Below are 12,086 nucleotides of genomic sequence, written 5' to 3' on the forward strand. Positions count from 1 at the left end.
CGAGCCCCCTCTTACCGGGTAGCCTGGACCGCCGGACCGGTGATCTTTTGCTCACCCCGAGAGGTCGTTCAGACATGACCGATCCAGCGGCCGATGACACTGCGGCGGACCGACTCACCTACGCCGACACCGGCGTCGACATCGAAGCCAGCGAAGACGCAACAGCAGCGCTGCTCGAGGCCTTCGGCAGCGACCTGACGACCGAGTACGCGGGCCTGATCGACATCGGCGACCGCTATCTCGCCCTGGCGACCGACGGCGTCGGCACGAAACTCATGGTCGCGGAAGCGATCGAGGACTTCTCGACGATCGGCATCGACTGTATCGCGATGAACGTCAACGACCTCGTCGCCGCGGGCGTCGAACCCGTCGCCTTCGTCGACTACCTCGCGATCGACGAACCCGACGACAACCTCACCAACGAGATCGGCGAGGGGCTCGCCGTCGGCTTAGAAGAATCCGGGATGACCCTTCTCGGTGGCGAGACGGCTGTCATGCCCGACGTCATCAACGGCTTTGACCTCGCGGGCACCTGTGCCGGCCTCGCCGGTAAAGACGAGATCCTCGAGGGCAACGCCCAAGTTGGCGACGTCCTCGTCGGCTTCGCCTCGAACGGGATCCACTCGAACGGGCTGACACTCGCCCGCGAGGCCGTCACGCGCAACCACGAGTACACCGACGCGTTCCCACACGATGACGAGCGCACGATCGGTGAGGAACTGCTGCGGCCGACGCGACTCTACACGGACTTACTCGAGCCGATGCGCGACCACGGCGTCCGGGCGGCGGCCCACATCACGGGCGGTGGCTGGACGAACCTGCTTCGGATGGGCGACAACCAGTACGTCATCGAGGACCCGTTCCCGGCCCAGCCGGTTTTCGAGTTCGTTCAGACGGAAGGGAAGGTCACCGATGAGGAGATGCACCGGACGTTCAATATGGGTACCGGCTTCGTCGTCGCCGTCCCCGAGGATCGGGCCGACGACCTCGTCGCCGAGACGGACGGGCAGGTTATCGGCCGCGTCGAAGAGGGCGAGTCGGTCGAGATCCGCGACCTCTCGTTGACCTGAGACCGACGCGTCTCAGTTGCGACAGGAGCCACTGCTCGTCATTTTTAGAGCACAATGCTGGCAGCCGTTTTAGGCCAGTGGCAACCGTATCCACGATATGAGCGACACACGAGAACCAACGCAGTCACCGATTCCGGTGCGAACGGCTGCGTTCGCTGCTGGACTGGGGGCCTGGATCCTCTGGTCAGGCGTCATCCTGACGGGAACCGGGTTGATCATCGCGACCAACGTCGTTGCAGGGGCACTGATCGCGCTCTTTGCCGCGTACACTGCGGGCTGGCCCGACGGCGGGCGACTGCCGGCGATTGCTGCGCCGCTGCTCGTGGCTCTCCTCGGGGTGTTGGTCATCGTGGCCCCGTTTGTCCTCGAGGTGACCATCCAGCGAGTCCTCTGGAGTAACGTCATTTCTGGGCTTCTGGTCGTGTTGCTGGCCGTTGGCAGCGTCTACGGGAGCTGGCAGTTGGCCCAATCGTCGGGAACCGGTGTCTGAGCCTGTCGATCCGAGACCGGTGGCCATCACGACAGGGGGTCGACCGATCGAGTGGTGAATTATATACCCACTGGTCGCGTACCCGTCTCGATGACTCCCCACATCCCTACTCGGACTGACGACCACAAGCGGGGCCGCGTTCCAGTCCAGACGCGTCTCGAGGAGACGACGGTGCGTCTCGAGCAGGCAGAGTCCCAGTTACGGGACGTGGTGGCTCGACTGGACCAGACCGAGTCCACGCTGCAGTTGCTTGAACGGACGGTACATGCCGTTGCTCGGCAGTCGGATGTCTCGATCGGCGGTCCGTGTAATCGCTGTGAGCAGAGCTATCTCCTGATCGTCGATGGGATAATGCAGTGTCCGACGTGTGGCTACCGACGATCGATCTGAGGTGGCGGCGGCTGGGCTGGTGGAGTATCTCGCAAGTCGCCTCATAGCGATGAAAAACCGATTCTGGCAGTCCTGCATTCCCTGTCGACCAAGTTCCAGAACCCGGTCGGTTAAATATTTGGTCACATGAGTTTTATAGCTTTTTGAGAGTAGCTAGCAATGAGAATCCGTGCGGCGATGTTCTGGTGTTGGTTGAGTGTGTGTCTCGAGCAGGCGACAGCCTGCTGTGGCCGAGATATCGTATACGTGTCGCTGACTGTTCTCGCTGTCGAACTGATCAGTGACCGCTACGTTCTGACTTGATAGAGAGTCACCCAAACTGGGTGGCGGGAAAGGCTACCGGAAACCCAACGGGTCTATACGTCTTTGTGGTGGGTGTTCCTGATGACGACAGTCGTCGAACTCGAGATTCCGGCTGACCGACTTGGGGCCGCTCGGACGTTTGATCGGGTACCGACGTTCGAGTGCCAGATCGGTGGGATGATCGGTGATTCACCCCCGCTGGTCTGGACGGCCGGTCCGGATATCGAAACCGTTCGCGAGGCACTTGAGGCGGATCCGTCGGTCGACGTGATCGCGAGTTTAACCGACGGCGAACGGGAACAGCGGACTGTCGATGCAGATGATCGCGACCGCTGGCTGTTCCGACTCGAGTTTGGGGATGGCCTCAAGTTGTTCCAGCAGATCGTTGCGGAAAACGATGGGGCGATTCTGGCAGCGAGCGGCGAGAGCGGCACGTGGACAGTCAAACTGCTCTTTCACGAACGGGCGTCGCTCTCGGAGTGTTACTCGCTGTTCGAACAGTACGACTTTGACGTGGAGGTCACGCGGCTTGCTGGAACGAACGATTTTGCGAGTGCACAGACGCCGCTGACCGAGACACAGTACGAGACGATCTGTAAGGCTCACGAACTCGGTTACTTCGATATCCCTCGACAGATCACGCTCAAGGAACTCGCTGCGGAACTCGACGTCTCACACCAGGCGCTTTCGGAACGGCTCCGTCGATGTCACGCCGCCCTTGTCAGTGCCGAGTTGACCGATCGGATGACACCAGCGGCGATCGATCCGTAGCGAGACGGACTCGGTACTGAGCAGCAAACGGGGAATCCTGTCGAACGACACGATTTCGGAGGGTACCACAAGAATACTCTTTGGCATTCAAATTTTTATCGGCATAGTTTGATGAATAGGCAATTATACACACAATAACAGCGTATCTACCGCAAGAGATAGCTTTATTATTGGATAGTACAAACCCAATGTTGTCGGTGTGGTAGCCGACCCCGCGACGGAGTACCGAGTCAACCAGTACGCGCCGCTCGCTCGTATGAAAGTACTGTGGTCACTCGTGGCTGTGTGGCCACACAGAAACTCCGGCGACCGTTTCCCACGGTCCACCTCTACTTTCGACACCGAGGTTACACCGAGAGTGATCGATTCGATGAGCAGAATCACCAAGCTACTTACCTGTTCTCTACGGCGATAATACCGACGATGGTGAGTCTCACGTCCCAACGCCCAGAGATCGATAGTCAGTCCGCGTCTCGGGACACCGAGACGGCCGATCATCAAGACCCGCTCGAGCCGGACGATATCTACCACCTCCTTCAGACCCGTCGCCGGCGCGACGTGCTTCGATATTTACACGCCGCCGATGGCCGGGTCCGACTGCGTGAACTCGCCGAGCAGATCGCTGCCTGGGAAGCGGAGACGACCGTCGAAAACCTGACTTCGAGTCAGCGCCAGCGCGTCTACATCTCGCTGTACCAGACACATCTCCCGAAACTCGACACGCACGGGATCATCGAGTACGACAAGGATCGAGGCACGATCGAGCCGACGTCGCGTGTTTCCGAACTCGTTCCGTATCTGACCGGCCTCGAGACGTCGACCGACCGCGATCCATGGCCTCGCCGGTATGCGGGAGCTGTGGGGTGTTGTGGGCTGATCGTCGGAGCGATCGCGGGCGGACTCGTCTCGATCCCGTGGGTCGTCGCTGCGGTGAGCATCACCGTCGTTTTCACGCTGGTGACGACTCTTCATGCTTATTCTGTCCAGTAAGCTCATCTCGGTCTCGAGGAGACGCGACGAGAACACGGCGACAGTGCGACGACCGTCAATCGGCGCGGGAGAGTGGGGTCGCCGTGTTCGAGTCGTGGGCGTGTGCGTCAAGCGCCCGATGGGCGTAGAAGGCGACCGAGAAGTCCTGTGGGCTGGGAATCGCACAGGCGAGCCACCCGATCCCGACCGTCGTCACGATCGGTGACTCGGCTGGGACGATGCCACTTGCACCCAACCCGAAGACGGGAACCGCGAGGGCGAGTGGCGCGAGCGCAGCAACTCGGAGGACCATGGCCGACTCTCGGCCGGTCGGGTGCGGCTGGACGACAGCCCACGGACAGCTCGTCAAAAGCCCGACGATGCCGTCGGTTCGTCCAGGAGCGTAGGTCACGGTGTAGTCGACGCTGGCGAGGGTCAAGACCAGCGCGTGTGCACACTCGTGAGCCACCAGGCCAATGACGACCGTCAGGACGAGGAGACTGCCAGCAACAACCACATTCGTTCCAATCATGGCGATGCGTCAGACGGCCACCGGTCGGCGTGCTCCTGTGGGGCCATCCCACGCACTTGGTGTGAGGGAGTGGGGCCGCAAACCCATCCGGATTCATTTGTTCGAGTATTAATTACAGCCACACTGCTGGCCAACGCGTGCTGTATCGACCGCTTGCGACCACGAATGGGTCTCTCCCGGCCGAGATCGGGTGCGACGACCGAACGCAGCCCGCACGGTCGATGCGATCACGGAGTTCCTCGAGCGCGGGAATCGAAAGACAGTTTGAACGGACGATGCTACGGGGAGGCATGCTTTCGATCGCGCTTGCCGGAAAGCCAAACGCCGGCAAGTCCACGTTTTACACCGCGGCGACGATGGCGGAGGTCGACGTCGCCAACTACCCCTTTACGACTATCGACGCGAACCGGGGCGTCAGCTACGTTCGAACCGAGTGTCCCTGCCTCGAGCGCGAGGAGCGCTGTAACGCCGACAACTGCGAGGACGGCAAGCGCTACGTCCCGATCGAACTGTTAGACGTCGCGGGGCTCGTTCCCGGAGCCCATGAGGGGAAAGGTCTCGGCAACCAGTTCCTCGACGAACTCACCAATGCGGACGTGATCATCAACGTCATCGACGCCTCCGGCGGCACGAACGAGAAGGGCGAACCCGTCGACATCGGCGCACATGACCCACTCGAGGACATCGACTTCGTCGAAGAGGAGATGGACCTCTGGCTGGCGGGCATCGTCGAGAACAACTGGGAGTCCGTCGAGCGCAAGTCTCGCTCGCCCGATTTCGACATCGACGAGGTGCTTGCGGACATGCTCTCGGGCTTTGGCGCGTCGCCGACCCAGATCGCGATCGTCCTGCGAGATCTCGACTACCCCGACGACCCCATCCAGTGGGAGGACCACCACCGCGAGGCGCTCGCCCGTGACGTCCGTCAGCGCACCAAACCAATCGTCGTCGCGGCGAACAAGATCGACATCGCGCCCCAGGAGAACGTCGAAAAACTGCTCGACCTTGACAAACCCGTCATCCCCACCACCGCGGAAGGCGAACTTGCGCTTCGCCGGGCCGCAGAAAACGGCCTCGTCAACTACGACCCCGGCGACGAGGACCTCGAGATCGACGATAGCGTCACTGACGCCCAGCGGGAGGCCCTCGAGGGACTCGCAGAAACGATGGCCGACCACGGCGGCACGGGCGTCCAGTCCGCGCTTGATTACGCCGTCTACGACCTGCTCGAGCACATCACCGCGTACCCGGTCGAGGACGCCTCGAAGTGGTCGGATGGCAGCGGGAACGTCCTCCCCGACGCCTTCCTCTTGCCCGACGGCTCGACGCCCGTCGATCTCGCCTACACCGTCCACTCCGACATCGGCGACGGCTATCTCCACGCCGTTAACGCGAAGTCGAGTCGAGAGGTCAGCGACAGTTACGAACTCGAGGAGGGTGACGTGATCAAGATCGTTTCGACGGCTTCCTGACACCGACGACGGAGCAGTCGGCTACTGAGAGACAGTCTGTGTTTGATCGCCAATGACCTCGTGCTTCAGATGAGCGGAGCCAGCGGCTCGAACCAGACCGCGGCGACGAGGACGGCCAGAAACACGTACGAGCCCCGAATGAGCAACATCGTCGCGATTTCGGGCGTGGCTCGCCGGGCGACAAACCCGACCGCGGCAAAGGCGAGCGCCGCGAGCATCGCCGTCGGGGGAAAGACGCGAGCGATCGCGAGGGCGACGACGGCGAGCAACGCGGCTCCCATCATCCCGTAGGCGATCGCGTGCGCCCGTCGCGGCCCGACCACTACGGCGACGGTTCGTTTCTGGATCGAACGATCGTAGTCGTAATCCTGTGCGTCGTCGATGACTTTGATCCCCGAGAGGAGCACGAGGAAGACGAGCGCAAACCCGAGCGGGACAGCGGTGAGCGTCTCGGCCTGGACGTAGAACCCGCCGACGAGCGAGAGCGCGATGCCCAATGGGTAGCCCACCGTCGCCGTCACGGGGTGCATATCGAGCTGAGGTGCGTGATGGTAGGCAATCACCCACGTCGGCAGCGCTAGTGCGGCTGCGACCCAGTCGACGAGGACGAACAAGAGGAGACAACACAGCGCGAATGTCGCCGTCGAGAGTGCGAGTGCGACTCGACAGCCGCGTTCGGTCAGCGGATGGTCGTCGTCCTCGCCACGGATGTGGAAGTCCACGTAGCCGTCTTTGACGTGGGCGGTGTAGACCGCCGCGAACATCGCGACGACGTGGACCGCTGCAAGCGTTGCCTCGAGGTGCCCCGCCAGAATCGCCCCGAACAGCGACGCTGCAAGCGGCGGCGTCATAAACACGGGATGGACCTGCGACCAGAACGCCCGCGCGGTCGCGTCGATACCGTGGTCAGCTCTCGCGAGGGCCATGCCTCGAGCGACAACGAACTGAAATATAATACCCTGCCCGGTATGGCACTCGATGCAATCGGCAGCCGACGATCGCGGGTCGTTCTCCGAAACACACAGGTTGATGTGTGGTCCCGTACCACAGTCTGCCATGACAGCAGCATATACCGGTGCTGATCTCTTCACTGACGCACTCGAGTCCTACGGCGTCGACTACGTCTTCGGCAATCCGGGGACGACGGAGTTACCGATCATCGAATCGATCGGCACGAGCGACCTCGAGTACGTCCTCGGATTGCACGAGGACATCGCAGTCGGGATGGCCTCGGGCTACGCCCAGACGCGACGCTATCATGCCCACCATGACGACTCGATCACGCCTGCCGGCGTGGTAAACCTCCATATTGCGCCGGGGCTGGCCCACGGGCTCGGAAACCTTTATGCTGCCAAGATCACCGGCGCGCCGCTGGTCGTCACGGCGGGCAACCACAGCACCGATTTCCGCCACGAAGAACCGATTCTGAGCGGCGAGCTCGCCGGGATGGCCGAGCAGTTCTGCAAGTGGTCCGACGAGGTGTTGGACGTCGCCGCGTTGCCGACGATGCTCCGGCGGGCGTTCCGCGTCGCGATGACGCCGCCGACCGGGCCCGTCTTCCTCGGCCTCCCGTTGGACGTCATGCTGGCCGAAACCGACGCCGAGCCCGAACGCCTCGGCCCGATACCGAACGCCGGCAGCGGCGACCCCGCCCAACTCGAGCACGCTGCCGACCTGCTGGTCGAGGCCGACAACCCGGTGCTGGTCGTCGGCGACCACGTCGCACGGTCGGGGGCAGCGGCGGTTGACGCGGCGGTCGACCTCGCGGAAGCGACCGGCGCTCGTGTCCACGGCGAAATCCTCGCCTCCGAGGTCGACTTCCCCACCGACCACGACCAGTGGGTGTCCTACATCCCGCCGAACGAGGACCTCGCCAGGACGTTGCTCGACACCGACACGGTCGTCTTCGCCGGCTGTTCGACCAACACGACGCTGACCCGCCACGAGGAGGCGCTGGTCGACTCGTCGACGACCTGCATCCATCTCAGCGACGACGACTGGCAGGTCGGCAAGAACCAGCCCGCCGATGCAGCCATCGTGGGTGATCCTGGCCTGATCTTTCAGGGGCTGCTCGAGCGCGTCCAAGAGCGCATATCCGACACGACCGTCGAAGAACGCCTCGAGCACGTCGACGCGGTCAAAGCGATGGCCGAACCGAAGCTGTCCGAGATGGGGATGGGCGACGCCGAGGACGATCCTCGAGCGTCGAAAGCCGAACTGGTCGACGCGATGGAGCGCGTGGCCGGCGACGCGTCCGTCGTTGATGAGGGGATCACCTCGAAGTACGCGATGCTCGCCCGCTGGGACCTCGCACCCGAGCAGTACATTTCGAACAAGGGTGGTGGCCTCGGCTACGGGCTTCCCGCATCCGTGGGTGCAGCCATCGCCGAAGGCCAGCGCGACGAGCCCCGTGATGTCGTCGGCTTCATCGGCGACGGCTCGTATCTCTACTATCCCCACTCGATCTACAGCGCGGCCCGCCACGACGTCGATCTAACGGTCGTTATTTCGGACAACCGCAACTACCGCATCCTGAAGGACAACACGCTGAAGCTCATGGGTGGCGCGGAGGACGACTACGCGTTCACCGGCATCGACTTCGAGCCGGCCGTCGACTTCGTCCAGAACGCAAAGAGCCACGGTGCTCGAGCCGAGCGCGTGGAATCGCCCGACGAGATCGAAGGGACACTCGAGGAAGCACTGGCGCATGAAGGCGTCGACGTGCTCGACGTGTTGGTCCACGACTGACTCGAGCGGATCGGTGGTCGCCGCCGGCAGCGAAAACTGACGTCCGGTTGGTCTCGTCGCTATCGACCGTCGCTACATACGCGCTGTCGAAATCGGTCAGTTATTGTTAACCAGCCGATAGGATGATGATCCATGAGGTGGTAGCGAACACTCCACCCGCTATGGCGAGTGTGTCCGCTTATCGACCGCTTGTACTCCCGTCAGCTACCGATGACGTGCAGCGCCATACTGAGTGGTGGGCACGTACGGGAAGTACGCTCGCCGAGAGAGTTACCTGCTCGAGCGGATTCGAGAATATTCACCAATGACACGAAAGCACACCCGAGAGCGAACGCCGGACGCCGACCGGTTCACGTTCGGGAGGCGTCAGTTCGTCAGGGCCGTGGCTGCGACCGGCGCGGTCATCGGAACGAGTGGGCTGGCGAGTGCCGCCGCCGATGACTTTCCCCCGGCCGACACGACCGTGTGGGGAGAGCCCGTCACCCTCGGTAACGGTGAGGCGAAGACGTTCACAACGGTTACGCGACCGGGGGTCCCGAAGTGTTACGGGCTCTTTCTGGAGCGGGCCGCACTCGAGGGGCTCCCGTCGGCCGCCGAACTCGCGAGTTCCGGCGACGACGCCTACACGGACAAATATGGTTCGAACGGTGCGTCGGCGATCATCCACCACAAGTGGTCCCTGGAGTTTTTCCTTCCGTTCCCGGAGCCGGACGCGACGCCGTTTACGTTCCTTGGGCTGAACTGGAACCCAACCGGTCACCCGCCGGACAGCGTCTGGACGGAACCACACTTCGACGTTCACTTCCACATGCTGCCGACCGAGACTGTCGACGCCATCTCCGGGCCGGCCGCGCCAACGTACGACCTTCCGGCCAGATACATTCCCGAGGGATACACTCGAGACCCGGTCGTAGACGAGCGGGTCATCACCGACATGGGCGAACACATGGTCGACCCAACCGTGCCCGAGATGAACGGTGGGACGTTTACGAACACGCTCATCTGGGGTACCTCCGACCCGGACGGTGACGGCACTGCGGAGCCGACGTTCGTCGAACCGATGCTCACCCGGGCGTATCTCCGGGCGCACTCCGAAACCGATCGGCGAACCATCGCGCAACCCGAAACGTACGCCAGAGCCGGCCGCTATCCGACGACATACGCGGTTCGTGACCTCCCAGCGCGGGATGCGATCGCCGTTACCATCGAGAGCTTCGAGCAATTCCACGGAGACGACGACAGTAGTCACTGACCGTCACTGCGTCCCGTCGCGGGCAGTACGAACCCGACGACAGAACGAGTGTGCTGTCGATAGCGGCTGCCACTCGAAGACGTCGGTTACGGCTCGCAGGCGCTCTCAACGGTCGCTGTGGTGACGTTCGTCCTCCGTCGCCTCGAGCGCGCTGTCCTCACGAACCCGCTCACCCTGTGCCGTCTCGGGGAAGATCTTCCCCGGATTCAACGTCCCCGTCGGGTCGAGTGCGCGTTTGATCCGGCGCATCGTTTCGACTGCGCCAGCACCGTGTTCAGCCTCGAGATATTCGCGTTTGCCCTGCCCGACGCCGTGTTCGCCGGTCGCTGTACCGCCCAACTCGAGCGCCTGTTTGACGACTGCCGCGTAGAGTTCCTCGCCACGCTCGACCATCGCTGTGTCGTCCGGATCGACGAGGACGGAGTAGTGGAGGTTGCCGTCACCAGCGTGGCCGAAACAGGGGACGAGCAGGTCGGACTCCTCCCCGAGCCGTTTCGCTTCGTGGACGATCTCGGGGTAGGAACTGATCGGCACCGTCACGTCGCCGGGATGGAGCGATTCGAGATCGGGATCGTAGCGCTCGACTGCGTAGGCCAGTTCGCGACGCGCTCGCCAGAGGGCGTCCATCTCGGCGTCGTCGTCGCTCATCTCGAAGCGAGCGACGTCGTGGTCCTCGAAGATCGTCCGACAGAGGTCGATCTCCTCGTCGACGCCGTGGTTGGCGTGGAACTCGAGGAAGACCATCGGCGCGTCCGGCAGGTCAGTGCCGAGATACGCGTTGGCCATCCGGGCGCTCAACCCGTCGACGAGTTCGATCCGGGCGACGTCGACGTCCGTCCGAACCGTATCGAAGACGGCCTCGGCGGCGTCGTCGAGCGTCTCGAAGATGGCTCGTCCGCCGCGGATCTGCTGTGGACGGCCTGCCAGTTCCAGCGTTGCCTCGGTGACGACCGCGAGCGTGCCCTCGCTGCCGACAATGATGTCGGTCAGGTTGTAGCCACTCGAGGTTTTGACTGCTCTCGAGCCCGTCTGGATGATGGTGCCGTCAGCGAGGACCGCCTCGAGGCCGAGTACCCAGTCGGCAACCTCGCCGTATCTGACGGTTTTCATCCCGCTGGCGTCGGTGGCGATCATCCCACCAACCGTGGAGATATCGCCCGAAGACGGCAGTGGCGGGAAGGAGAGGCCGTCGGGGGCGATGTACTCGTCGACGGCCGACCCGATGATCCCGGGGCCGACATCGATCTGGAAGTCGTCGGGTCGGTAGTCGACGACGTCATCCATCCGGGTTAGATCGAGGCTGATCCCGCCGTCGGCCGGCACGGCGTTCCCCTCGAGGCCGGTACCTGCCGCGTAGGGCGTGACGGGAACGCCGCGGTCGGTCGCCGCGGCGAGAACGGCCGATACGTCGGCCGTAGATTCGGGCCAGACCACTGCGTCGGGCTGGACGCCTTCGCCGCGCTGTTCTGCGCCCCAGTCGGCGGCGTGTGCGTCGCGCCGACTCTCTGCGATCGAGCACTGGTCGTCCTCGAGGTCGAGTGCCTCGAGAAACGAACAATCGTGTGTCATACGCCCACGTTGGCGGCGTTCGGTATCAACGTTTTCCACGTCTCGGCTCGCCCTCGAGGTACCACCGTCGAACGAACCGAGTCGCGAATCGACCGTCGCCGAAGGCGACGAGCCGCGACTGATCGCCAGCCGCCATCCAACAGTTACGGGACTCGCCGTCGTACCCCCACCAATGACTGACGACTCGCCCCCAGCGGCAGCCGACGACAACGAAAGCGGGGTCGCCAGGCAGGCCCGACAGCTCCACCACCAGCTCGAGGCGACCGCCGAGTTGCCTATCGACCGGGAGGCGAACCGCTGGCTCGGTGAAGCCGAAGCAATCGCCGCAGACGCCGCGACGAGCGACCTCGAGGACGCGACAGTTCGCGAGCGCGTCGCGACGGTACAAGACCTGCTCGCGGAGATCGACGACACCGGCCACGACGAGGCCGACGACCACCTCGAGGCGGCGAAACGGATCTGTCGGGCGATCCTCGAGTCCCCGGCCGACGAGCAGTGACGGCGCTCGATCGCACTCGGG

At 63.3% G+C, this 12,086-nt stretch carries 12 protein-coding genes; 9 read left to right on the forward strand and 3 right to left on the reverse strand.

The window, feature by feature from the left end:
- Positions 1-74: 74 nt before the first annotated feature.
- The 5 genes from purM to BW940_RS07285 all read left to right on the forward strand — a co-directional run bounded on the left by purM (position 75) and on the right by BW940_RS07285 (position 4,014).
- Complete coding sequence (gene purM / locus BW940_RS07265) at positions 75-1,070, forward strand: phosphoribosylformylglycinamidine cyclo-ligase (RefSeq protein WP_076608532.1); 996 nt, start codon at positions 75-77, stop codon at positions 1,068-1,070.
- Positions 1,071-1,167: 97 nt separating this feature from the next.
- Entirely contained in the window at positions 1,168-1,560 is a 393-nt protein-coding gene (locus BW940_RS07270) for an SPW repeat domain-containing protein (RefSeq protein ID WP_076608533.1), read from the forward strand.
- Between the two features lie 90 nt (positions 1,561-1,650).
- The gene (locus tag BW940_RS07275) at positions 1,651-1,950 is read left to right on the forward strand and encodes a hypothetical protein (RefSeq protein WP_076608534.1); all 300 of its coding nucleotides are present in this window, start codon (positions 1,651-1,653) and stop codon (positions 1,948-1,950) included.
- A gap of 384 nt (positions 1,951-2,334) precedes the next feature.
- The gene (locus tag BW940_RS07280) at positions 2,335-3,024 is read left to right on the forward strand and encodes a helix-turn-helix domain-containing protein (RefSeq protein ID WP_076608535.1); all 690 of its coding nucleotides are present in this window, start codon (positions 2,335-2,337) and stop codon (positions 3,022-3,024) included.
- Between the two features lie 423 nt (positions 3,025-3,447).
- Positions 3,448-4,014 (forward strand): DUF7344 domain-containing protein, encoded by a 567-nt coding sequence (locus BW940_RS07285; protein WP_076608536.1) that lies wholly within the window; start codon positions 3,448-3,450, stop codon positions 4,012-4,014.
- 55 nt (positions 4,015-4,069) lie between these two features.
- Here BW940_RS07285 and BW940_RS07290 read toward each other — a convergent pair whose 3' ends face one another.
- Positions 4,070-4,525: a hypothetical protein gene (locus tag BW940_RS07290; protein ID WP_076608537.1), complete on the reverse strand. Its 456-nt coding sequence runs from the start codon at positions 4,523-4,525 to the stop codon at positions 4,070-4,072.
- Between the two features lie 290 nt (positions 4,526-4,815).
- Here BW940_RS07290 and BW940_RS07295 point away from each other — a divergent pair, with 290 nt between their 5' ends.
- The gene (locus tag BW940_RS07295; protein WP_076608538.1) at positions 4,816-5,997 is read left to right on the forward strand and encodes a redox-regulated ATPase YchF; all 1,182 of its coding nucleotides are present in this window, start codon (positions 4,816-4,818) and stop codon (positions 5,995-5,997) included.
- Between the two features lie 65 nt (positions 5,998-6,062).
- Here BW940_RS07295 and BW940_RS07300 read toward each other — a convergent pair whose 3' ends face one another.
- The gene (locus BW940_RS07300) at positions 6,063-6,923 is read right to left on the reverse strand and encodes a UbiA family prenyltransferase (protein WP_076608539.1); all 861 of its coding nucleotides are present in this window, start codon (positions 6,921-6,923) and stop codon (positions 6,063-6,065) included.
- A 130-nt stretch (positions 6,924-7,053) separates the two neighbouring features.
- Between BW940_RS07300 and BW940_RS07305 the strand changes: the two genes are divergently transcribed.
- Complete coding sequence (locus tag BW940_RS07305; protein WP_076608540.1) at positions 7,054-8,745, forward strand: thiamine pyrophosphate-binding protein; 1,692 nt, start codon at positions 7,054-7,056, stop codon at positions 8,743-8,745.
- 304 nt (positions 8,746-9,049) lie between these two features.
- Complete coding sequence (locus BW940_RS07310; RefSeq protein WP_076608541.1) at positions 9,050-9,997, forward strand: hypothetical protein; 948 nt, start codon at positions 9,050-9,052, stop codon at positions 9,995-9,997.
- A gap of 105 nt (positions 9,998-10,102) precedes the next feature.
- Here BW940_RS07310 and BW940_RS07315 read toward each other — a convergent pair whose 3' ends face one another.
- Complete coding sequence (locus tag BW940_RS07315; protein ID WP_076608542.1) at positions 10,103-11,566, reverse strand: FAD-binding oxidoreductase; 1,464 nt, start codon at positions 11,564-11,566, stop codon at positions 10,103-10,105.
- Between the two features lie 172 nt (positions 11,567-11,738).
- Here BW940_RS07315 and BW940_RS07320 point away from each other — a divergent pair, with 172 nt between their 5' ends.
- Positions 11,739-12,065: a hypothetical protein gene (locus tag BW940_RS07320; RefSeq protein WP_076608543.1), complete on the forward strand. Its 327-nt coding sequence runs from the start codon at positions 11,739-11,741 to the stop codon at positions 12,063-12,065.
- Positions 12,066-12,086: the final 21 nt, after the last annotated feature.

It is taken from the genome of Natronorubrum thiooxidans, assembly GCF_900156475.1.
GTDB classification, from domain to species: Archaea; Halobacteriota; Halobacteria; order Halobacteriales; family Natrialbaceae; genus Natronorubrum; species Natronorubrum thiooxidans.